This window comes from Microbacterium sp. R1 (assembly GCF_015159725.1).
Classification (GTDB): domain Bacteria; phylum Actinomycetota; class Actinomycetes; order Actinomycetales; family Microbacteriaceae; genus Microbacterium; species Microbacterium oxydans.
Map to the genome: position 1 here is coordinate 210153 of NZ_JADDUD010000004.1, position 22607 is coordinate 232759.

21 protein-coding genes are annotated in these 22607 nt (G+C 69.3%); 7 read left to right on the forward strand and 14 right to left on the reverse strand.

What is annotated here, in order from left to right:
* Positions 1-47 precede the first annotated feature (47 nt).
* The 4 genes from ILP86_RS16380 to ILP86_RS16395 all read right to left on the reverse strand — a co-directional run bounded on the left by ILP86_RS16380 (position 48) and on the right by ILP86_RS16395 (position 4101).
* Positions 48-1349 (reverse strand): MFS transporter, encoded by a 1302-nt coding sequence (locus tag ILP86_RS16380; protein WP_058631628.1) that lies wholly within the window; start codon positions 1347-1349, stop codon positions 48-50.
* Entirely contained in the window at positions 1346-1825 is a 480-nt protein-coding gene (locus tag ILP86_RS16385) for a helix-turn-helix domain-containing protein (RefSeq protein ID WP_061016948.1), read from the reverse strand. Before ILP86_RS16385 ends, ILP86_RS16380 begins: the two co-directional genes overlap by 4 nt.
* 255 nt (positions 1826-2080) lie before the next feature.
* On the reverse strand, positions 2081-3358 hold the full coding sequence (gene purD / locus ILP86_RS16390) for a phosphoribosylamine--glycine ligase (protein ID WP_193762461.1): 1278 nt from the start codon (positions 3356-3358) through the stop codon (positions 2081-2083).
* Between the two features lie 68 nt (positions 3359-3426).
* Positions 3427-4101: a CoA pyrophosphatase gene (locus ILP86_RS16395; protein WP_193762462.1), complete on the reverse strand. Its 675-nt coding sequence runs from the start codon at positions 4099-4101 to the stop codon at positions 3427-3429.
* 50 nt (positions 4102-4151) lie between these two features.
* Here ILP86_RS16395 and ILP86_RS16400 point away from each other — a divergent pair, with 50 nt between their 5' ends.
* A complete protein-coding gene (locus ILP86_RS16400; RefSeq protein WP_193762463.1) occupies positions 4152-4520 on the forward strand; it encodes a sterol carrier family protein in 369 nt (122 codons plus the stop codon).
* 29 nt (positions 4521-4549) lie between these two features.
* Here the strand turns inward: ILP86_RS16400 and ILP86_RS16405 are convergent, their stop codons facing one another.
* Together ILP86_RS16405 and ILP86_RS16410 are read right to left on the reverse strand one after the other, a co-directional pair.
* A complete protein-coding gene (locus ILP86_RS16405; RefSeq protein WP_058631631.1) occupies positions 4550-5002 on the reverse strand; it encodes a hypothetical protein in 453 nt (150 codons plus the stop codon).
* Positions 5003-5165: 163 nt separating this feature from the next.
* Positions 5166-5534: a VOC family protein gene (locus tag ILP86_RS16410; RefSeq protein ID WP_046746852.1), complete on the reverse strand. Its 369-nt coding sequence runs from the start codon at positions 5532-5534 to the stop codon at positions 5166-5168.
* A 62-nt stretch (positions 5535-5596) separates the two neighbouring features.
* Here ILP86_RS16410 and ILP86_RS16415 point away from each other — a divergent pair, with 62 nt between their 5' ends.
* Entirely contained in the window at positions 5597-6046 is a 450-nt protein-coding gene (locus ILP86_RS16415) for a MarR family winged helix-turn-helix transcriptional regulator (protein WP_113680440.1), read from the forward strand.
* An 11-nt stretch (positions 6047-6057) separates the two neighbouring features.
* On the opposite strand, the gene ILP86_RS16420 is transcribed toward ILP86_RS16415, so the two are convergent.
* From ILP86_RS16420 to ILP86_RS16430, 3 genes are read right to left on the reverse strand one after another with little or no spacing between them, the layout of a single operon-like run.
* Positions 6058-6831 (reverse strand): heme ABC transporter ATP-binding protein, encoded by a 774-nt coding sequence (locus ILP86_RS16420; RefSeq protein WP_058631633.1) that lies wholly within the window; start codon positions 6829-6831, stop codon positions 6058-6060.
* Positions 6828-7901 carry an iron ABC transporter permease gene (locus tag ILP86_RS16425; RefSeq protein WP_193762464.1) on the reverse strand — a complete coding sequence of 358 codons (1074 nt, stop codon included), beginning with the start codon at positions 7899-7901 and terminating at the stop codon, positions 6828-6830. Before ILP86_RS16425 ends, ILP86_RS16420 begins: the two co-directional genes overlap by 4 nt.
* Positions 7898-9004, reverse strand: a complete 1107-nt coding sequence (locus tag ILP86_RS16430) for a hemin ABC transporter substrate-binding protein (RefSeq protein ID WP_193762465.1) — start codon at positions 9002-9004, stop codon at positions 7898-7900. The genes ILP86_RS16425 and ILP86_RS16430 overlap by 4 nt, the downstream gene beginning before the upstream one ends.
* Positions 9005-9167: 163 nt before the next feature.
* Between ILP86_RS16430 and ILP86_RS19945 the strand changes: the two genes are divergently transcribed.
* Together ILP86_RS19945 and ILP86_RS16440 are read left to right on the forward strand one after the other, a co-directional pair.
* A complete protein-coding gene (locus tag ILP86_RS19945; protein WP_193762466.1) occupies positions 9168-12587 on the forward strand; it encodes an HtaA domain-containing protein in 3420 nt (1139 codons plus the stop codon).
* A 105-nt stretch (positions 12588-12692) separates the two neighbouring features.
* Complete coding sequence (locus ILP86_RS16440; protein WP_058631637.1) at positions 12693-13007, forward strand: hypothetical protein; 315 nt, start codon at positions 12693-12695, stop codon at positions 13005-13007.
* Positions 13008-13010: 3 nt separating this feature from the next.
* Here ILP86_RS16440 and ILP86_RS16445 read toward each other — a convergent pair whose 3' ends face one another.
* Genes ILP86_RS16445 through ILP86_RS16460 form a run of 4 tightly spaced genes read right to left on the reverse strand, consistent with a single transcriptional unit; the run spans position 13011 to position 17321 of the window.
* Positions 13011-13616, reverse strand: a complete 606-nt coding sequence (locus tag ILP86_RS16445; RefSeq protein WP_082108549.1) for a zinc-binding alcohol dehydrogenase — start codon at positions 13614-13616, stop codon at positions 13011-13013.
* A gap of 44 nt (positions 13617-13660) precedes the next feature.
* The gene (locus ILP86_RS16450; RefSeq protein ID WP_193762467.1) at positions 13661-14485 is read right to left on the reverse strand and encodes an enoyl-CoA hydratase/isomerase family protein; all 825 of its coding nucleotides are present in this window, start codon (positions 14483-14485) and stop codon (positions 13661-13663) included.
* Positions 14482-15774 (reverse strand): hypothetical protein, encoded by a 1293-nt coding sequence (locus ILP86_RS16455; protein WP_193762468.1) that lies wholly within the window; start codon positions 15772-15774, stop codon positions 14482-14484. The genes ILP86_RS16450 and ILP86_RS16455 overlap by 4 nt, the downstream gene beginning before the upstream one ends.
* Positions 15771-17321 carry an amino acid adenylation domain-containing protein gene (locus tag ILP86_RS16460; RefSeq protein ID WP_193762469.1) on the reverse strand — a complete coding sequence of 517 codons (1551 nt, stop codon included), beginning with the start codon at positions 17319-17321 and terminating at the stop codon, positions 15771-15773. The genes ILP86_RS16455 and ILP86_RS16460 overlap by 4 nt, the downstream gene beginning before the upstream one ends.
* A 248-nt stretch (positions 17322-17569) precedes the next feature.
* On the opposite strand from ILP86_RS16460, the gene purM reads away from it, so the two are divergent.
* From purM to ILP86_RS16475, 3 genes are read left to right on the forward strand one after another with little or no spacing between them, the layout of a single operon-like run.
* Positions 17570-18685 (forward strand): phosphoribosylformylglycinamidine cyclo-ligase, encoded by a 1116-nt coding sequence (gene purM / locus ILP86_RS16465; RefSeq protein ID WP_046746859.1) that lies wholly within the window; start codon positions 17570-17572, stop codon positions 18683-18685.
* A 6-nt stretch (positions 18686-18691) separates the two neighbouring features.
* Complete coding sequence (purF, locus tag ILP86_RS16470; RefSeq protein WP_046746860.1) at positions 18692-20164, forward strand: amidophosphoribosyltransferase; 1473 nt, start codon at positions 18692-18694, stop codon at positions 20162-20164.
* A complete protein-coding gene (locus tag ILP86_RS16475) occupies positions 20161-21477 on the forward strand; it encodes a CynX/NimT family MFS transporter (RefSeq protein WP_046746861.1) in 1317 nt (438 codons plus the stop codon). Before purF ends, ILP86_RS16475 begins: the two co-directional genes overlap by 4 nt.
* Positions 21478-21486: 9 nt before the next feature.
* Here the strand turns inward: ILP86_RS16475 and ILP86_RS16480 are convergent, their stop codons facing one another.
* Positions 21487-22521 (reverse strand): LacI family DNA-binding transcriptional regulator, encoded by a 1035-nt coding sequence (locus tag ILP86_RS16480; RefSeq protein WP_058631644.1) that lies wholly within the window; start codon positions 22519-22521, stop codon positions 21487-21489.
* Positions 22522-22607 lie beyond the last annotated feature (86 nt).

Genomic DNA, 22607 nt, shown 5'->3' on the forward strand with positions numbered 1-22607 from the left:
TTGCATTCCGCCCCGGGATGCAACCATTTGCGCGATACGAACGAGGGTCAGGGTGCGGGATGCCTGCGGATGGTCGCGCTGACCAGGGCGGCGACCGCGCAGAGACCCGCGGCGGCGAACCACGCGACCGTGTACTGGCCGGTGTGGTCGCGCACGACACCGGCGAGGATCGAGGCGATGCCGGCGCCGATCTGATGCGCCGCGAACACCCAGCCGAACACGAGCGGACCCTTGTCGCCGAAGACCTCACGGCAAAGCGCGATGGTCGGCGGTACGGTCGCGACCCAGTCGAGCCCGTAGATGACGATGAACACGACGATGCTCGGCTGCACCTCCGCCGAGAGCAGGCTCGGCAGGAAGAGCAGGCTCACCCCGCGCAGCGCGTAATACGCGGCCAGGAGGATGCGTGGATTCACGCGGTCGGTGAGCCAGCCGGAGAACACGGTGCCGACGATGTCGAAGACGCCCACGACCGCGAGAAGGCCGGCCGCGGTGGTCGTCGCCATGCCATGGTCGTGGGCGCTCGGGATGAAATGCGTGCCGATCAGTCCGTTGGTCGTCGCTCCGCAGATCGCGAAGCCGATCGCCAGCGCCCAGAAGGTCTTGGTGCGCGCGGCTTCTCTCAGCGTCGAGAGGGCGAGCTTCGCTGCGCCCCAGGCAGAGCCGCGACGGACGGGTGCAGGGGCGGGCGCGAGTGAGGTCTCGCCGTAGCGGGCGACGCCGAGGTCGCTCGGCCTGTTGCGCAGGAAGATCCAGACCAGGGGCACGACGGCGAGAGCTCCGCCCGCGATGATGAGTGACGCTCCGCGCCAACCGACGTCCTCGGCAGCGGCCGCGATCACGGGGAGGAAGATGAGCTGACCTGTCGCGCTGCCTGCGGTCAGAACGCCCGAGACGAGTCCGCGCCGGGTGGCGAACCAGGTGTCGGTGATGGTCGCCGCGAACACGAGCGCCATCGAGCCCGTGCCGAGTCCGATCAGCACGCCCCAGGTCAGGATGAGCTGGCCGGGGGTCGCCACGAACACGCTCAGCGCTGAGCCCGCCCCGATCACGAAGAGAGCGACGACCGTGACCGCGCGGATCCCGAACCGCTGCATGAGGGCTGCTGCGAACGGGGCGATGAGTCCGTAGAGCAGCAGATTGATGGAGACGGCGAGCGACAACTCCGCCGTGGTCCATCCGAACTCCTCCTCGAGTGGCACCATGAGCACGCCGGGAGCTGCGCGGAAACCGGCGGCGCCGATCAGGGCGATGAGAGCCACGAGGGCCACAGTCCACGCGGGGTGGAATCGACGCTGCCGAGTGCCGAGGGGTTCCTCGATCGGCCCGTCGAGCGATTCGGCGGTCATGCTGCGCGTCCGGTGAGGAGGGGGAACGGCTCCCCGCCCATGCTGTGTCGCGCCCAGTGGGTGCTGTCGACGTCGAGGGGTGCCGCGCACGTGACGCACCAATCGACCGAATCCGAGATCTCGCCGCATCGACCGCAGCTCACCGTCAGACCCCAGGGGCCATCGGGGTCGGTCACGCGGGAGAACCGTGCGTAGGCGTGCAGGATCGGGAGTGTCTGATGCCCCGCGGTCGTCACGCGGTAACCGCTGCGCGCATCGGCGGGGTCTTCGCGCTCGACGAGTCCTGCCTCGCTCATCGCCGTGAGTCGCCGGGACAGTACGGAGTCGGCCGCGCCGGTGGCTTCGCGCAGCTGGTCGAACCGAGTGCGTCCGGAGAAGAGCTCACGCAGGATGAGCAGCACCCAGGGGTCGGCGAGGATGTCGGCGGAGCGCGCGATGGGGCAGGTCGCAGACGACCAGTCGGAGCGGAGCGGCATGCGACAACTTTCTTGAAGAAAGCGTCGAGTGTCAATCGCGTTCACACACGTTGGCAGTCATCCGCCCCGTATTCGGCAGATTTCATGCGCTACGCCGCGAACTTCTCCGGCTCCCCGAGCCCGCCGACTGCCCGTGCACTCGCCGAGCGCACGGGCGGTCGGCGTGGGGAAGCCGTGCGTTCGTGAAGACGCCGAGCGTCCGGCGGCACGGCAAGCGCGACGACGCGGCGGGCGTGACGACGCGGGCGGCGCCGGTTACTCGGCGACGCGGGCGGCGATGTCGGTGCGGTAGTGGGAGCCGTCGAGGCGGATACGGGCGATCGCGTCGTAGGCGCGGTCCCGCGCGGTGCGGAAGTCGGAGGCGACAGCCACCACGTTCAGCACCCGACCGCCCGTGGCGATGAGCGATCCGCCCGGGGCATCGGGGCTCGCAGTGGCGGCGTGCACGATCCGGACGCCCTCGACGGCTGCGGCGTCGGCCAGGCCCTCGATCGGGCGGCCGGTCTGCGGCGACTCGGGATATCCCTCGCTGGCCAGCACGACCGTGATCGCGACGTCGTCGCTGAACACGGGCTCCGGCTGATCCTCGAGGGTGCCGGATGCCGCGGCGAACAGCAGTTCCGACAGCGGGGTGACCAGGCGCGGAAGCACGATCTGCGTCTCGGGGTCTCCGAAGCGGGCGTTGAACTCGATCACGCGTACGCCGGCGGGGGTGAGGATCAGCCCCGCGTAGAGGAGTCCGATGAACGGGGTGCCCTCCGCGTCGAGCTGCCGCACGACGGGAAGTGCCACGTCGCGGGTGACCTCTTCGACGAAGGCCCGCTCGCTGCCGAACTGCTCGTCGAGCCACGGGAGCGGCGAGTAGGCGCCCATGCCTCCCGTGTTGGGCCCTTCGTCGCCGTCGAGCGCACGCTTGAAGTCCTGTGCGGGGCTGAGTGCGCGCACGGTGTCGCCGTCGCTCAGGAAGAACAGGGAGACCTCGGGGCCGGAGAGGAATTCCTCGATCAGCACGGGGCCTGCGGGAAGATACTGCTCGGCGTGTGCGAGGGCGTGCGCGCGGTCGGACGTGACGATGACGCCCTTGCCCGCAGCGAGTCCATCGGCCTTGACCACGTAGGGGGCGCCGAGGTCGTCGAACGCCGACTCGACATCGGCCGTGGTCGCGGCGCGGACAGCGCGGCCGGTGGGGACGCCTGCGGCATCCATCACGCGCTTCGCGAACGACTTCGAGCCCTCCAGCTGGGCGGCGGCCTTCCCGGGGCCGAACACCGGGATTCCGCGGACACGCAGTGCATCGGCGACCCCGGCGACGAGCGGGGCCTCAGGACCGACGACGACCAGATCGATCGCGTGCTCATGGGCGAAGGCGGTGACCGCTCCACCATCGAGCGGATCGACCGAGACCGGGGTGGCATCCTGAGCGATGCCGGCGTTGCCCGGCGCGACGAAGATCTCGTGCTCCGTCCGCTCTGCCCGCAGGGCGAGGATGATCGCGTGCTCACGGGCACCGGAACCGAGGACGAGAATCTTCACCCGTCCAGACTACCGAGGGTCGTGGACCGGGTTTCGGCGGTCTGTGGCGTGCGGCCCTCTGGCGACGTTCAGAGCTCTACGGGGCGCTCTATCGTGGAGTCCCACGGCACGGTCCAGCCGGCCGCGTCGAAGAGCGCGTCGAGCACCATCGCGGTGAAGCCCCAGACGATCGTGCCGTCGACATCGAACGCCGGGCCGCGGAAGGTGTGGCCCATGCGGGTGATCGTCGAGGTGAACCTGGTCTCCGGATCGAGCAACTGCGCGACAGGGACTCGGAACACCTCGACCGTCTCCGCATGATCGACCGCCACGACCCGGGACGGCGACTGCCACCACGCCAGCACGGGGGTCACGAGATGGTTGCTCGCGGCGAGCGGGATCTCGGGCAGGGTGGCCAGGATCTCGACACCGGCCGGGTCCAGTCCGGTCTCCTCTTCCGCCTCGCGCAGGGCCGTGGCGACCACGTCGGCATCTTCCGTTTCCACCCTCCCGCCGGGGAAGGAGACCTGTCCGGGGTGCGACGAGAGCGTGGGGGCGCGCCGCTGCAGCAGCACGTCGAGGTCTCGGGCGACGGCCGCGACGGTCGTGGAGGCCGGGACGCTGTCGAGCACACCGAACAGGATGAGGACAGCCGCGTCGTGGGCGCTCTGCGGGTCGGACAGCGGGGGAATGCGCACGCCCCACGAGTGGTCGGCGACCGCCGCGAGCAGCTCGGCGCGGGCGCCCTGGGGATGCATGCTCATGCGTTCGAGCATAGGACTCGGCGCGCCGCGGCCGGTCGTAGTCTGGAGCAATGGCCAAGAAGATCGACATCGTGGACGGACGCGCGGCGCTCGACGCTGTCCGCACCGCGGAGGCCTCCGGTGCGAAGCCGCAGCGCACCGACCTCGCCACGGCCGTGCGCTACCTGCTGCAGCTCCTCGACGAGAAGGCGCCGGGCAACAGCGTCGAGGTGCGCGTCCCACCCTTCGGTGCGGTACAGGTCATCCAGGGGCCCCGGCACACGCGAGGTACACCGCCGAACGTGGTCGAGATGGATGCGGCGACGTGGATCGCCGTCGCGACGGGTGCGGAGCGATGGGTGGATGCCGCTTCCGGCGGACGCATCCACGCCTCCGGCACCCGCGCCGATCTGAGCGATGTGCTGCCGGTGCGCCCGTAGCGCGGCGCGGGCAGAGCCTCGATCTCGGATCAGTGCTTCCGGCGTCGTTCGATCTCGTCGACGAGCTGCTGCACTCTGGTGGCGTCTGCGTCCTTGGCGAGAGCGACGTAGTGGTCCATGACGGCGGGTCGATACCGCACCGGCATCGTCTGCCCTGGAGCGAGTCGGGTCAGCTCGGTGATCGTGAAGTCCTCATCCGCGATACCGCGGAACGAGGCGCCGTCCGCCGTCGTCACATCGAGCATCAGCACCAGGCGGACGCCTCCGTCGCTGCTGACTTCGCGCCAGTCGACGAGCACCCCGAGAGCGAGGGTCCCTGCGCGCAGTTCGGCGTTTCGTCGTCGAGCCTCACCGCTCAGGAGCGGGTTCGGGGCGACGCCGGGAAAGGCGGGTCCGACGCCGAGCGACTCCCGGCTCAGGTCGGGTCGTAACTGCTCCATCAGCTCGCTGAATCGCTGTTGCTTCTTCTTGGACCCGAACATTCTGCCCTCCCTCGCGCCGGCGCGGACACATCCGTCCGATGCTGCGCCTCATCGAGAGTGTATGGGTCTTCATGGTCCGACGGGTCTGCGAGGTTGCCCCCTCATCGCAGACCTCCCGGACGATGGACCTGCCTCCGTGGCGGCAGGCTCGCGCGGAGGGGCGTCAGGCGCGGTCGTGGAGGGTGATCCGGTAGCCGTCGGGATCGGCGAACGTGAAGGTCCGGCCGAACGGGCCGTCGATCGGCTCCGCGACGATGGTGTGTCCGTCGGCGAGGAGTGCATCGTGGATGGCCTGGACATCGGTGGCGTGCAGCCAGATGGCGGCGCCGATGCCGGGCTGGGCTACGCCGGTCAGGTCGGTGCCCGGTGCGATGTCACGCAGCGCGAATGCGATCGGGGCTGTGTCGAACACCACGGCGTGGGGAGGGCCTGCGGGAGAGCGGACGAGGCCGAGGTAGCGCTCGTAGAACGCCTGGGAGGCGGCGAGGTCGCGCGCCTGCAGGGAGATGAAGTCGGGGCCGGTGACGGGCATGGGAGAATCCTTCTCTTCGTGTCAGTTTTCTGACATAGGCGAGTGTATGTCAGAATACTGACATGAGTCAAGACCGCGCAGGCATCGACCTCGACACGTCGTTGGGCTACCTGCTGAAGGAGGCATCGAGCGCTCTCCGCACCGCGATGGAAGAGGTGCTGCGTCCGCTCGGCATGACCATCACCCACTACTCCTGTCTCGAACTGCTCTCCCAGCGGCCCGGCCTGTCGAACTCCGATCTCGCACGGGGCGCATTCGTGACGAGGCAGTCGATGAACGTCCTGCTCCAGGCGCTCGAACGCGAGGGGTTCGTCACCAGGCCGTCGGAAGCGCCTGTCGGAAAGACCCTCCCCGCCCGCCTCACCGAGCGTGGCCGTGAAAGTCTCGCGACGGCGACCGCGGCCGTCCGCTCCGTCGAGGTCCGGATGCTGTCCGGTATGACGCAGGAGGAGCAGACGGGAGCACGGGAGATCCTCCGAAGCATGATCCGCTCGCTTCGCGAAGAGTCCTAGCCCCGCAGGGTTCAGCGCCGAGCGACCACGAGCGGCACACCGGTCGTGGGGTGGGGGAACACGTCGACCGCCTGGCCGTACACCTGCTCGATCCGCTCGGCAGTGAGCACCTCGCTCGCTGTGCCTGTCGCCGCGACACGGCCGCCCGTGAGCAAGGTGACGCGGTCGGCGTGCGCGAGTGCGGCGTTGAGGTCGTGCAGCACGATCGCCACCGCGATCCCCGTGTCAGCGAGTCCCCGGATCAACCGCATGACGTCTTCGTGGTGCTTGAGGTCGAGAGCAGCGGTCGGTTCGTCGAGCAGCAGGACGCCGGTGGCCTGGGCGATCACGCGGGCGAGGGCGACCCTTGCGCGCTCGCCGCCGGACAGTGAGGGCACGGCTCGCGATCCGAGCGCCGTCACCTCGGTCTGTGTCATCGCTGCGGACACCAACTCGTCGTCCTCGTCGGCCGCGGGTGTGCGTGCCCACGGAGTACGCCCCATGCGCACGACCTGTTCGGCGCTGAAGGGAAACGTGACGGTGTTCTCCTGCAGAAGGACAGCGCGTTGCTGGGCGAGCGTGCGCGGCTTGATCCGGTCGATCGACCGCCCGTCGAGCTCGACCGTCCCTGCGTGAGCCGGCACGTCTCCGGCGAGCACTCCGAACAGGGTGGACTTGCCGGCCCCGTTCGGCCCGACCAGGGCGTGGATCTCTCCGCGGTGGATCTCGATGGAGGCGTCGTCGAGGATCGTCCGTCCTTCGCCCACGCGAACCGTGAGCCCCGATCCGCGCAGCCGCACGTTCATGCCCATCCTCCCGAGCGACGGCGGGTGCGCACGAGCAGCCACAGGAAGAAGGGCCCGCCCACGAGCGAGGTGATCATGCCGATGGGCAGATCGGCGAGCGGTACGGCCGTACGCGCGACGAGGTCGGCGACGGCGATGAGCAGTGCGCCACCGAGAGCCGAGGCGATCACGAGCGGCAGGTGGGCCGGCCCGATCAGCATGCGCATCAGGTGCGGGACCACGAGCCCGGCGAAGCCGATGATCCCCGCGAACGCGACCGCCGCGCACACCAGCAGCGCGACGGTCACGATGACGACGATCCGCAGCAGCTCGACATTGACGCCGAGGTGCCTGGCGGTGCGCTCGCCGAGGGCGAAGAGGTCGAGGCTGGGCGCGACGATCAGCGCGATGACGATGCCGATCAGCACGAGGGGTGCGACGAGCTGGATGTTCGACCACAACGCGCCGTTCAGCGATCCCAGCTGCCAGAACACGATCTGCTCGCGCGTCGACGTGGTGCCGAGGAACGTGAAGAACGCCATGCCGGCGCCCGCGATCGCGTTGATCGCGATGCCCGTCAGCAGCAGGGTCACGACCTCGGTGCGACCACCGGACCGACTGATGAAGTACACCGAGAACACTGCGACCAGCCCCCCGAGGAACGCGAACGCCGGCGTGGTCCACATGCCGAACGTCGCGAGTCCGAAGGTGATGCTCGCTGCCGCGCCGAGCGCTGCGCCCGAGGAGACCCCCACGACACCGGCGTCCGCGAGGGGGTTGCCGAAGATCGCCTGCATGAGCACACCCGAGACGGCGAGGGCGGCGCCGACGAGCAGCCCGAGCACGATGCGCGGCATCCGCAGATTGAAGATCACGCCGTAGTCGGTGGAAGCCGTCGGCGCCCACGCGGTGTCGATGCCGACACCGCGCAGCAGCACTCCGATCAGCGATGCGGGGGAGAGGTCATACTGTCCGCTCGTGATCGACACGATGCAGGTGACGGCGAGCGCGACGGTCAGGCCGACCGCCACCAGCGCGAAGCGCAGACCCCGGTGTCTCGAAGGGGTCGGGGTGACGACCTCGCCGGTCACGTCGCGGGCTCGGGGGCGTAGAGGGCGCGAGCCAGGGCCCCGATCACGTCGGCGGTACGTGGACCGAAGCTGAGGATCTCGCTGTCCGCCATGTCGATCACGCGGCGATTCGCTCCGGCGGGGGTCTCTGCCACGGCGGGGATCCGCTCGATCAGTCCGTCGATGCCGCCGACCGACTCCAGGCCGTCGGTCATCATCACGAGGACGTCGGGCTGTGCGGCGACCAGGGCTTCCGCGGTCATCGGCTTCATACCCTCCCAGCCGATCTCGGCCGCCACGTCGACACCGCCGACGGCGTCGATCAGCGAATCGGCTCCGGAGTCCTCGCCGAAGATGTAGTAGACGTTCGCGCTGCCGCGCACGTACAGGAACAGCATCCGTGCGCGTTCGGCTTCGTCGGCGGGAACGACCTCGGCGATCTCCGCGAGCGTCTCGTCGACCGATGCATCCAGCCGCTGGATGAGTGCTTCACCGCGGCTCGGCACACCGAGAGCGGCGGCGATCTCGGTCACCAGCTCGTCGGTGGTGTCGAGTCGCCGGTCGCTGGAGATCACGACGACCGCGATTCCCGCGTCGCGCAACTGCTGACGCACCTCCTTCGGGCCGATCGTGGTGTCGGTGAGGACCACGGTCGGGGCCAGCTCGAGGATCGCCTCGGCATTGAGCGTGTGACCGGTCTTCGTCACGACGGGAAGGTCTTCGGTACCGGCGAAGACGGTGGAGGCGTCGCGACCGACGACCTGATCGCCGAGGCCGAGCGCGAACACGGTCGATGCGATCGTGCCCGAGATGTCGATCGGGAGGATGCGGTCGACGTCGCTGATCTCGACCTCGTGGCCCTCGCTGTCGGTCACGGTCACAGGCAGCTTCGGAGCGCTGTCGTCGTCGACGGGCTCGATCGCGTGACTCGACAGGCAGGCGGTCGAGGGGCCTTCGTGCGTGCGCACGTCGTCGATGAGATCAAGCGAGGCGAGCGGGACGGATGCCTGCGGGCAGTCGTCATCGGCGACGGAGGCCGGTGCCGCGGTGGCCTCCGGTTCTGCGCAGGCGGTGAGCCCGAGGGCGAGAACGACGACGAAGAGGAGGGCGGGAACTCGACGCATTAGGCAAGGCTATCCTAAAACTTGACGCGCGATGATCCGCACCTCTACGCTCGGGACCGGCGGCTTGCTTAGCTAAGCCTAACCAAAACTCCTTCCTCGCCCGACTGCATTGCGGCACCGCCGGCGCGCCTGCTTCTCGGTGCGCCCGGAGCCGTGGAGAACCGTGAACACCACAGCCCCCGCACCCTCGGTGAGCACCCGCATACGCGTGCTGCTCGCCGCTTTCGTCTCCCTTCTCCTCGTCGCCGCCGGCGCGGTGATCGTCCCGCCAGCGCATGCCGCCGGCGCTGCGGTCACCGCGACGGTCGCGTCGGCAACCACCTCCGGCGTGAGCGTGCAAGTGCAGGCCGCCGGCCTGCCCGAGGTCGAAGGCACGTACGCCGCGCTGATCATGAAGGGCACGGAGTCGGGACTCAGCGGCGGGGGCGGGTATGCCGCGTTCGTGATGCCGACCGTCGCCGCCGGCGCGAGCTCGTTCACGCTCGATGCACCGGCCGGATCGCTGGATCGGACGAAGTCCTACGAGGTGCTCGTGTGGCAGAAGCACTCGAACCCCAGCGACGCCACCATCTACGGTCGCGGCGATGTCGTCATCTCGTCCGGACAGTGGGACGCCGTGTTCGGTCCCGTGCCGACCGATCCCGGTACCGACCCTGGCACCGATCCTGGCACCGACCCCGGCACCGATCCTGGCACCGACCCCGGCACCGATCCTGGCACCGACCCCGGCGCCGATCCTGGCACCGACCCCGGTACGGACCCCGGCACCGATCCGGGTACCGATCCGGGCACCTCGCCGAAGTCTGCGGCGATCGAGGTCTTCCTGGCCGATGGCACGACTCCGGCTGCCGGGGTGCCGCTCAAGGCGGGCGACAGGGTCGTGGTGAAGGGATCCGGCTACGACCCGACGGCGAACCTCGGCACCGAGGGGCGTGGTGTGCCGATCCCGAAGCACCTCCCCCAGGGCACCTACGTGGTCTTCGGCAACTTCGCCTCCACGTGGCAGCCGTCCGCCGGTGCCGCATCGTCGGCCCGTTCGGTGGGCGCGCAGGTCTGGGCACTCGCCGAGGGCGTGCTGAATCAGGTTCCGGCGCAGTACCAGGGCGCGATCCGCGCGCAGTGGGTCGACATCGCGGCCGACGGCACGTTCCAGACCACGCTGACGCTGAAGGATGCGTCCGCGACTCCTGGCTCCTACGGTGTCTACACGTACGCGGCCGGTGGGGTGGTCAACGCCGATCAGGAGCGCAGTGTCGCCCTGAACTACGGTGTCGCGTCGGGCGTGACCACGACGGTGAAATCTGCGAGCGCGAGCGGCGGGCTCACCGTCACCGCCTCCGCCTCCCAGCTCGGCGCGATCACCGGCGCGTACGTCGCGCTGATCGAGAAGGGCACCGAGGCGAACGTCACCGGCAGCAGCGGCTTCCTGGCCATGCAGTACGTGCGGAACATCTCTGGTGGCGCGCTCTCGGTCGACTTGACCGCAGCCACCGACACGCTCGACCGCGCGAAGTCGTACGAGGTCATCGTGTGGAAGCAGCACTCGATGCCCGATGCGAGCACGATCTACGGGCGGAGCACCGTCACGGTGACCGGCGCGCAGTGGGACACGCTGTTCCCTGCGGGGCCGACGACGACGACGACGGTGAAGACGGCGACGGCGAAGGACGGCCTGACCGTCAACGCCGCAGCCACGAACCTCGGCGAGATCCCCGGCGCCTACGTCGCACTGATCGAGGCCGGGACCGAGGCGGAGGTGAGCGCCGACGGCGGTTTCCTCGCGATGCAGTATGTGCAGAAGGTCACGTTCGGTGCCTTCGCGGTCGACCTCACGACCGCGGCGAAGAACCTCGACCGCACGAAGTCGTACGAGGTGATCGTGTGGAAGCAGCACTCGATGCCCGATGCGAGCACGATCTACGCGCGCTCCACCGTGACCATCACGCCGGCGCAGTGGGATGCCCTGCTCGACGTGAAGAACCCTGAAGTACCGGAGACACCGGGCACACCGGTCACGCCGACCGCTCCGGCGGCGAGCGTTCCGGGCGGCTCCCTCCGCTGGGCCATCTCCTCGTCGTTCACCGACTACATCACGGGCAACATCGCGAAGGGGTCCATCGCGGTCTCCGACGGCGCGACCCGTTCCGGCGGTCAGTTCCAGTTCGGCCAGACCGTCGGGGGCGACTTCGACGTGAACACCGGTCTCGGCAGCGTCGTGTACCGCGGATCCGTGCGCTTCACCGGACACCAGGGCGTGCTGGACGTGACGGTCTCGAACCCGTCGATCCGCATCACCTCGACGAACGCCGCGACTCTGTACGTCACCAGTGGCGGCGCGCAGGTGCCGTTCGCGACGCTCGACCTGTCCGGGGCGGCGCGCGTCGCTGCCAACGGCGCGGTGACCTACACGGCGGCTCCCGCGGCGCTGACCGCTGAGGGACGCGATCGGGTGCTCTCGGGCTACGGCACGGCACTGAACCCGGTGACCTTCACGATCGGCTCGGTCGCCTCAGCGCCCGCCGGATCGAGCGGCACGGTCGCCGCAGCGGTCGTGAAGCCGAAGGTCACGCTGCCGTCGACCCCGCCGGCGACCGCGGGAATCGAGGCCGACGAGGCCGCTCTGGCCGCACTCGCCGCGGGGCAGCCCGCGACGGTGTCCGCATCCGGATTCCGGGCGAACGAGCAGGGGATCAAGGTCGTCGTGTACTCGACCCCCGTGCTCCTCGACACGGTGGCGGCCGATGAGAACGGTGTCGCGACCTGGTCGGGTGCCCTTCCCGCCGCCCTCGAGGACGGCGAGCACACGCTCACGTTCCAGGGCTCCGTCAACCGTGGTCTGGTGTTCACCCTGAACAGGGCGACGGCGGCGATCGGCGTCTGCACGGTGGAGGGCGCCACGCTCAAGTGGGGCTACAAGGAGTCGTTCCGCACCTACATCGAGGGCATCGCGAAGGGGGGCTGGACCCTGACCGACGTGACCTATGAGTACCCCGACTACGTGTGGGGGAACGGGGCGGGATCCCTGGACGACGAGAGCCTCGCCGGCCTGATCACCTTCGGCGGCAGCATCACCTTCACGGGTCATGACGGCGCGCTGAACACGACACTCGCGAACGCGGCGGTCGAACTCGCGGGAGACAAGGGCTACCTCGTCTTCGACGTGACCGGCACCACGCAGGGCGGGGAGAGCATCGATCAGAAGGGGGTCCGCCTCGCGGAGTTCGCCCTCGGTGATGCCGCAGTCGTCGACGGCGCGCTGACGCTCGACGCGATCCCCACGACGCTGACCGAGGCCGGGGCCTCAGCCTTCGGCACCTACGCCGCGGGGGAGGAGCTCGATCCGGTCACGGCTGTCATCCCGGTCGGCGCGGACTGCGGCGTCGAGGCGGAGAAGCCGGAATCCGACTCGGAGGCGACTGCGGTGGTGACTGCCGCGGACGAGCCCGCCGACGCCGAGGGTGCTCCGGTGTGGCCGTGGATCGTCGGTGGCCTGGTCGTGGTCGCCCTCGCTGCGACCGGCGGTGTGCTGATCGCCCGTCGCAACCGGGTGGCGGAGACCGCCGAGACGACCACCGAGGTCTGATCGCGGTGACACGGAACGGCCCTCCCCGCAGCAGACGTGGGGAGGGCCGTTCTGCCGCTCGTGACACCGGTGCACGGCGGCCGTCGTCGGTGGGACAATGGAGACATGACCCCCACCGACTCGCACCAGACCGTCGAAGCGACCGTGCGCCGCGTGCCGCGGTACGGCGTGCTCATGGGCATCGGCGTCGTGGTCGGTGTGATCGCGGCCGGCATCCTCACCTGGACCGGCAGCTTCGACGAGTCTCAGGCCCTCGACATCGTCTACCCGCCCGGCCAGGTGTTCGGCTTCCTGTTGCTGTGGACGGTCCCGATCGGGATCGCCCTGGGGGGCGTCGTCGGCCTGATCCTGGAGCGTCTCGCCCGTCGCCATGACCGGGTCGTGCGCGTCGACCGCGAGACCGTCGTCGACGAGGACTGACCGCTACGCCAACTCGGCGATCACCGGACGGATCGCGGCGTCGAATGCCACGACATCGCGGCGCAGTCCATCGGTCACGGCGACCGTGAGAGCCCCGATCCACCAGATACCGCGCTGCGAGAACGGCAGCACCTGCACGTTCAGCTCGAACGAGTGGGCCCGGCGACCGACCTCGCGCTCGAACTCCGCGATCGCGCTCGCATACGCGCGGTAGGCATCGCCGCCGGTATGGCTCTTCATCGAGGTCACGTACCTGTCGTGCGCGGCACGCGCGTACAGCAGGGCCGACGTCGCCTGGGGCGCGATCGCCGCCATGAGCTCCTCCGCACCGCGGGCGGGCAGCGCGACCAGGGTGTCGAATCCGTCGATGAGTTCGAGCGGCACATCCGAGGGGTGGGCGCGAGGTTCCACCGTCATGTCCCAGTAGTGGCGCCACTGCGCTTCGAGATCGGGCGAGGCGTCGGCGGCATCGGGGGCGCGGACGGCGAGTTCCCGCAGGCTCGGCAGGTCTTCGGGAACCCGGATCCCGAGTTGTTGCCGCAGTGCGAGCGCGACGAGCACCGGAACGCTCGCGTCTTCGCGGATGAGCCACTGCGGCTTGTCTGCCATGGCCCCATCGTAGGCGGATGGTCGACGGCGGCGGCCCTCCGGGTTCATATGTCGTCGGGTGAGAACTCGGGTGGACGCTTGGCGAGGAATGCCCGGATGCCCTCGTCACTGTCCTGATGCGTGAAGGCGATGCCGTACAACCGCGTCTCCTCCGCAAAGGCCGTGCTCCTGTCTTCCTGCACAGCGGCTCGCAGCGCCTGACGGGCCATCGCGGTGGCGGCGCGCGAGCGGCGTGGCCCCGAGGAGAGAGCCGCGACCGCCTCGCGAAGGACGCCGTCCCTCGGCGCGAGACGGGTCGCGAGGCCGTGCGCTTGCGCCCCGACATCGTTCAAGGCCCGACCGGTGAGCACCATCTCCGCCGCCAGTCCTGGCCCCACCCGCTCGACGAGTCGCCGAACTCCCCCGAAGCCGGGAAGGAGGCCGAGAGTCGGCTCCGGCAGAGCGAAGTGAGAATCCGGTGTCGCGTAGATCGTGTCGCAGGCGAGCGCCAGCTCCAGGCCGCCCCCTACCGCGGGGCCGTCGACGCACGCGATCGTCGGGCACGGCGAATCCTCGATCTGCGACAGGAGCGACTTCGCTGCCAGGGCGATCCGTCGTCCTGCTGCGGCCGGGTCGTCGGACACCCGCGCGACGCGCAACTCGCCGATGTCGGCTCCGGCGCAGAACGCGGACCCGGCTCCGCTGAGCACGATGCCGGACAGCGTCAGGTGCTCGAGGGTGCGGAAGGCGCGACCGAGCTCGGTGAGCATGAGGGCGGACAGCGCGTTCCGCCGCTCCGGTCGCTGCAGCCGGATGTGGGCGACGGGACCCTTCGTGATGACCTCGATCGTCTCGTAGCTGTGCTCCATGGTCTCCCGATCGCCGTTCATGAGTCCCAGATCGCGCCGAAGGCGGGGATCCCCTGCTGTTCGAGTCCTTCGACGATGGACCAGGTGGTGGTGCTGTTCGAGATGCAGATCACTGCTTCGGCTCCTGTCGTGGTGACGGCGTGGCGGGCGAGGGCGAGGAGGTCGGGCTTGCCGTCGGAGGCGGTGTCCCAGACGAGGGCATCGGGGACGGCCCTGCGGATCTCGGCGACCAGCTCGGTCCCGTAGGTGCTCTGCGGAGCGCGTGCAGACCAGACCAGGTGTGCCGGCGCCGTGCCGGCGAGCAGATGCGGCAGGCACGGACCGATGCCACTGCCGGTGGCCACCCAGACCACCTTTCGGAACAGCTTGTCGATGTTGCCGACGCCGGCGGTCGGGATGCCCTTGACCCACACGTGTCGTGGCTTGTCGTCGATGAATCTGCTCGTCCAGTCGCCGGCGCGCGAGATCGTCAGCCGGAAACCCGGCTCGCCGGGCGACGGCACGTTCGCGAAGGAGTGCCATTCGAGCAGCGGATTGCGACTGATCGACGTGGACGACCCGGCGAACGGGGTGACGCCGTAGTCGAACCGGGCGATCGCGACGTGGCTCGACGGTGTCGAGATGTCGACGGGGACCCTCCGCAGCCGCATCCAGGGGAGCGCGACGCTCACCGTCGTGGCGACGAGGAGCCAGAGCCCAGCGGAGGAGAGCACCTGCAGGAGCGAGGCCTGCGCGTCGACGAGCGTCGCGACCGTCTGCGCCCAGACGAGGACCAGCAGCAGCCAACCGCCCAACCGGTGCGTGACCTCGAAGGCGTCGTGCCATCGCGCACGCAGGGGCGGCAGGGCGGTGACGAGCATCGCGATGAGGACCGACGAGCCCAGGACCGCGGTGATCGCGAACAGAAGCGAGGGCCCGTCGGAGATCGTGAGCACGCAGAACGCGACGTACCAGGCGGTCGCGCTCACGGCGGCGCCGACGTGCACCCCGCCGAAGCTGTAGATCTTGCCGAGACCCCACCTCACGCGAAGCGGGGCCGTGGAGCGGATGTTCGTCGCCAGCCGGAACAGGGCGTTGATCACATATTGCTGACGGACGATCGCCGCCACGAACACGTTGACACCGGCGACGACGAATGCCTGCTCCGCGGTCGGAGACGGATTCGCAGCCCACGCGACGAGATTCAGCAGGACGGTCGCCAGCGCGAGACGGTTGTACGGCCTGAGACGGCGGGACCGCCGCAGCCGGGACCACCGGCCCGGGACCGGCGGTGTGTCGAGCGTCGCTGCGGAGAGTGAGACGCCGGTCATGCCACTCGCCTCGGTCGTGCGCCCGTATCGATCATGCGCAGCACCGCCGCGCGGTCGGCCTTGCCCCGTGCCGTCAGGGGGATCCGATCGACGGTGATGATGTCGGACGGCACGCAGTAGTACGGAAGCAGCGCGGCGACGGCGGCCCGTGCGGCCTCGGGGTCTGCGCTCGCCGGGGTGATCACGGCTCCGAGGCGTCGCGCGTCGAGCTGCACGGTGACCGCCGTGGTGCAGGACAGGCTCGTCTCCAGCGCCCGCGACACCGAATCGAGTTCGACGCGGAATCCGCGTACCTTCACCTGGTCGTCCGTGCGGCTCAGGTGCTCGAGTTCGCCGCGAGACGTCCAGCGGCCGACATCGCGGGTGCGGAACATCCGCCCGCCGTCGGCAGAGAAGGGATCGGGGAGATAGCGCTGCGCCGTCAGTTCCGGATCACCGATGTACCCGAGGGTGACGCCGGCGCCGCCGACCCACATCTCGCCGATCTCCCCCGCGGGAACCGGTTGCTGTTCGTCGTCGAGCACATAGACCGTCGTGCCGGGAACGGGGGTCCCGATCGACAGTGCTCGGCCGGGAACATGCTCCACGAGGGTGTTGATGATCGTGATCTCCGTCGGCCCGCACGAGTTGAGGAAGCGATGCTCCGCCGCCCACTCGTCGGCCAGCGCCTGTGGGCAGCGCTCGCCGGCGACGACGACGGTGCGCGCGTGGCAGCGTGCGGACGAGAGGGTGCTCACGATGCTGGGCGTCGCGATGAGCACATCGACCTGCTCGGCGGTCTCGGCGATGTCGGAGCCGCGGATCACCAGAGTTCCACCGTTGACCAGCGTTCCGAGGATCTCCCACATGGCCATGTCGAACGCGATGTTGAGCACCTGGCCGACCGTCGTCCCCCGGCCGATGCCCAGATCACCCGGGGTATTGCGGAACAGGTTCACGAGGTTGCCGTCCGTGACCTGGACGCCGTTGGGCGATCCCGTGGTGCCTGAGGTGTAGATCACGGCGCAGACGTCCGACGCGCGCCGGTCCACGGATGCGCGCGTCATGACCGCTCCTGCGTCGTCGAGCTGCGTGTCGTCGAGCTGCGTGTCGTCGATCAGGGCGGTGTCGATCACCATGGCGTCGACGGCGTCCGGCATGGCGTCGAGGAACTCCTCGGTCGTGAGTGCGATGCGCATGCGCGATGAGGCCGCCACTCGACCGAGCAGCATCCGTGGGGAGATCCGTGCATCCTGGGGGGCATACGCCGCGCCGGTCTTCAGCACGGCCAGGATGCCGATGACCATCGGGATCGAACGCTGCACGAACACGCCCACCACGTCACCGCGTCCGACGCCACGCGAACGCAGCCGCGCGGACAGTGTCTCGGCGGCTCGATCGAGCTCGGCGTAGGTCATCGCGGCGGACAGGTGCCGCACCGCCGTCTCGTCGGGCTGCCGATCGACTCGCGCTTCGAAAAGAGCGGTGACGGTCGAGTCCGGTACTTCGTGCGAGGCCGAACGCGCGGGTGAGGCCGCCGAGGCAGCAGGGGCGATCGAATCGGTCATCGAGTGTCCTTTCCCTCCGCCCCGCATGCGGATCCCGTGGCCGGAAGGACGACGACGGATCGGGGCGTGAGCGCCAACGCTAAGGAGCGCCTCGGCGGGTGGGGGGAGTTCTTTCAGAACGGTAAGGAACCGAGGGGTCTCGTAACTTCGGGCGTCATCATGTCGACCCGGAACCGGTCCGGACCGCCGAAGGTCCCGCCTCGGACTTCGCGGAGAGAGTGGCCTGCTCCGGGCGGTAGGCTGGGGGCGTGGCTGCCTCCCCCACCAACCCCTATTCCGAAGCCGGCGTCGATACCGCTGCAGGTGATCTCGCCGTCGAGCTGATGAAGTCCTCCGTACGCGCGACGCACGGCCCCGAAGTGCTCGGCGGTGTCGGCGGATTCGCCGGCCTGTTCGACGCCAGCGCGCTGCGCGACTTCCGTCGTCCGCTGCTCGCGACCAGTACCGACGGCGTCGGCACGAAGGTCGCGATCGCGCAGGCCATCGACAAGCACGACACGATCGGCCAGGACCTGGTCGGCATGGTCGTCGACGACATCGTGGTGGTGGGCGCGAAGCCTCTCTTCATGACCGACTACATCGCGTGCGGCAAGGTCTATCCGCAGCGCATCGCCGACATCGTGCGCGGCATCGCCGAGGCATGCTCCGCGACCGGCACGGCTCTGGTCGGCGGCGAGACGGCGGAGCACCCCGGTCTGCTCGGACCGCGCGACTACGACGTGGCGGGGGCGGCGACGGGTGTGGTCGAGGCGGATGCGATCCTGGGCGCCGACCGCGTGCAGGATGGCGATGCGGTCATCGCCGTGGCTTCCAGCGGACTGCACTCCAACGGCTACTCCCTCGTGCGGCACATCATCACCGGTGCCGGCATCTCCTACGGCGACAACGCCGCTGACTTCGGAACGACGTGGGGCGAGGCGCTCCTCGAGCCGACCCGCTTGTACACGCTTCCGCTGCTGCGCCTGATCGAGCAGCTGTCCGGCGGCGTCCACGCGCTCAGCCATGTCACCGGCGGCGGCATCGCGGCGAACCTCGCCCGCGTGCTCCCGCAGGGCAGCTGGGCCGAGGTCGACCGCAGCAGCTGGTCGCCGAGTCCGGTCTTCCGTGTGCTCAGCGACATCGCCGGCTCCACGCTGGAATCTGCCGAGGGCACCTGGAACCTCGGCATCGGATTCCTCGCGGTGGTCGCCGCGGACAAGAAGGACGCCGCGATCGCCGCTCTGAACGCCGAGGGCATGCCCTCGTGGCAGGTCGGGACCGTGGGCTTCGGCCCGCGTCCAGCCGGTGAATTCGAACAGGGCGCCAAGGGCGTCGATGGTGGAGCAGTGCGCCTCGTCGGCGCCTATGCGGACGGAGCGAAGTAAGAGCCCATGTGCGGCATCGTCGGAATGGTGGGCTCTGCCCCGGTCAATCAGGACATCTACGACGCACTCCTGCTGCTGCAGCACCGCGGCCAGGATGCGACGGGCATCGCGACCGCCGAGGCGAACGGCGTGATGCACAACGCCAAGGCACAGGGCATGGTCCGCGAGGCCTTCCGCACCCGAGACATGCGCGCCCTGCTCGGCAACGTGGGTCTGGGTCATGTGCGCTATGCCACCAAGGGCACGGCCTCGAACGAGGAGGAGATGCAGCCGTTCTACGTGAACGCGCCGTACGGCATCATCCTCATCCACAACGGCAACCTCACCAACACGCGTGAGCTCACGGCCGACATGGCCAAGCGCGACCGTCGCCACCTGAACTCCTCGAGCGACACCGAGCTGCTGCTCAACGTGCTCGCGGGTGAGCTGCAGAACACCACCTCGACCGTCGACCTCGACCCCGAGCGGGTGTTCGAGGCCGTCGCCCGCACGCACGAGCGCATCGAGGGCGCCTATGCGGTGATCGCGGTGATCGCCGGATACGGTCTGCTCGCCTTCCGTGACCCCTTCGGCATCCGCCCGCTGATCCTGGGCCGTCGTCCTTCGACTGTCCCAGGGGCCGAGGGCAAGGACGAGTGGGTCGTCGCGAGCGAGTCGCTGGTGCTCGAGAACGGCGACTACGAGGTCGTGCGCGAGGTCGAGCCCGGTGAGGCCGTCTTCATCACCAACGACGGCGAGCTGTTCTCCCAGCAGTGCGCCACCGCCGCGACGCTCGCGCCCTGCGCGTTCGAGTACGTCTACCTCGCCCGCCCCGACTCCGTCATGAACGGCATCTCCGTCTACGAGTCGCGTCTGCGCATGGGCGACAAGCTCGCCGACACGATCGCCAAGCATGTGCCGATGGACAAGATCGACGTGGTCATGCCGATCCCCGACTCCTCGCGCCCCGCCGCGATGGAGGTCGCCCGCAAGCTCGGCATCGAGTACCGCGAGGGCTTCTACAAGAACCGCTACGTCGGCCGCACCTTCATCATGCCGGGGCAGGCGGTGCGCAAGAAGAGCGTCCGCCAGAAGCTCAACGCGATGTCGACCGAGTTCCAGGGCAAGAACGTGCTCCTCATCGACGACTCGATCGTGCGGGGAACGACCTCCAAGGAGATCATCCAGATGGCGCGGGATGCCGGAGCCGCCTCCGTCACGTTCGCGTCGGCAGCACCGCCCGTGCGGCACCCGCACGTCTACGGGATCAACATGCCGTCCCGTCACGAGCTCATCGCCCACGGACGCACGATCCCCGAGATCGCCGACGAGCTCGGCTGCGACCATCTCGTGTATCAGGAGGTCGAAGACCTCAAGGCCGCGATCACCGAGGGTTCCGTGCTCACGGATCTCGACATGAGCTGCTTCGACGGCCGATATGTGACCGGCACGGTCTCCGACGAGTATCTCGCCTGGGTGGAGGGGTCGCAGACTTCATGACGATGCCGAGCGCACGACCGCTGTGGCAGGGTCGGGCTCTCGCACTCGTGGGGATCGTCCTGGTGGCGTTCTCGCTGCGTTCCGCGGTCGCCTCCCTGTCGCCCGTCATCGATCACGTCGCCGCGGACTTCCCGGTCTCGCCCGTCGTGATCGGTCTGATCGGTGCCGCGCCTCCGGTGTGCTTCGCGATCTTCGGTCTGCTCACGCCCCTGTTCGAGCGGCGGTTCGGTCTGGAGCGGATGGCCGTCGCCGCGATCACGCTGATGGCGGCCGGCATGCTCCTGCGCGGCGTCGCGCAGGACTCGACGAGCCTGCTCGCGGCCACCGCTCTCGTGTTCGCGGGTGTCGGTTCCGGCAACGTGCTGCTGCCGCCGTTGGTCAAGAAGTACTTCGCGGACCGTCTCGGCGTCATGATGACGGCCTACTCGACCACGCTCGCCGTCTCGACGTTCCTGCCACCTCTGGTCGCGGTTCCCGTCGCTGACAGTCTCGGTTGGCGGGTGTCGCTCGGCATGTGGGGTGTGGTGGCCGCTCTCGCTCTGGTTCCCTGGATCACGCTGCTGGTGCGTTCACACTCCGAGCCCGACGACCGCGCGATGACCACGGAGTTGCTTGTCCCGGATCCGACCGACGGCGTGGACGACGTCCGCGACGCGGTGGCCGCATCCACCGGACCCATCACGACCCAGTCCGCCAACCCGAAGGCGTTCGGGCGGCTGTGGCGGCTGCCGCTGGCCTGGTCGCTCGCTCTCGTGTTCGGCACCTCGTCCACCATGGCGTACGTCGCTTTCGCGTGGCTGCCCACAATGCTCGTCGACATCGGCGGCGTCACCCCGGCCACGGCAGGGTTCCTGCTGTCGCTGTTCGCTCTGGTGGGTCTGCCGTGTTCGATGCTCGTCCCCGTGCTCGTGGTGCGTTTCCAGGCCACCAGGCCCCTGTTCTTCGTGGCAGTGGCGGCGGGACTGGTCGGCCTTCTCGGACTGCTGCTCTTCCCGACCGTCGCTCTGCCGCTCTGGGTGGCGATCTTCGGCCTCACGGCCATCATGTTCCCGCTCAGTCTCGTGCTGCTGAGCATCCGCGCCCGCACACCGGAGAGCGCCGTGGCGCTGAGCGGTTTCGTGCAGAGCATCGGCTACGGGATCGCGGCGACCTTCCCGCTGCTCGTCGGGCTCCTCCACGAGACCACCGCGGGCTGGCAGGTTCCGCTGCTGGTCGTCGCGGGAGTGCTCGTGGCCTCCATCCCCGCGGGCATAGTCGCAGGTCGTCGGCGCACGGTCGAGGACGAGTGGGAGCGCCGGCACGGGCGCTGGTGATGCGCTCGATCAGCGCGCCGACCGCGGCGGGGCCGTCGATGAACGCACGATGAGCTGAGGATCGGTGGAGGGCATCTCGCCCACCGCCTCATGGCCCTCGATCTGCGCGATCACCCGGAGCGCCGCCGCGCGGCCCATCGCCTCGAAGGGCTGGCGGACGGTGGTGAGTGCCGGGGAGGCGTAGGCGGCGAGGGCGATGTCGTCGACGCTCACCACCGAGACGTCGTCGGGAACGCTGCGTCCGGCCTCATGCAGCGCGCGGATCAGGCCGAACGCCATCTCGTCGCTGCTGACGAACACGGCCGTGGCCTCGGGGATGGCGGCGATCGTGCGACCGGCGCGGTAGCCCGACTCGGGTGTCCAGTCGGCGGGGATCAGCGGCGGGGGCACGATCCCGCGGTCGCGGAGCGTCTGCTCCCACGCCTCGCTGCGCTGCTGCGTCTCGGTCCAGTAGTCGTCGCCCGACACGTGCCACACGGTCTTGTGGCCGAGGTCGAGGAGATGCTCGACCGCGAGGCGGGCGATCGCGCGCTGATCGACGGCGAGCGGAGCATCCTCTTCGAGAGAGGTGCGCTCGCTGCGGGTCGCGGGCGTGCGCTCGGTGCGCGCCCTCATGGCCGGGCTCTCGAGTTCGAGCGGCACTCCGAGGATGATGCCCTCGGCTCCCTGGCGCTCGAGTCGGTCGAAGGCTTCGAGGAAGGCCTCGGCCGACGCGTGATCGGCGACGGCTGCGGTCGAGACCGTGTATCCGTTCGCCGCCGCCGCCTGTTGGATGCCGACGCCGAGCGCTGCCGACGAGTAGCGGTCGGTGGAGACGACGATCACACCCAGCACGCGTGTGCGACCGGACGCCAGCGAGGCGGCAGCGGCGTGCACCCGGTAGCCGAGTTCCTCGACCGCTGCCAGCACGCGCCTGGCGGTGTCGGGGCGCACGTTGTCCTGCCCCGACATGACGCGGGAGACGGTCTGTGTGGAGACACCGGCAAGCTGGGCGACATCGACCTGGCTGGGGGCGCGGTCGTCTCTCGGGCGACGAGGTGACATGTGCTCAATGGTAGCGATCAATCGGCGTGAATCCAGGAGGCGCGGAGTATCGTGATGCGATAATGTGAACGCAAACACTCGTACTT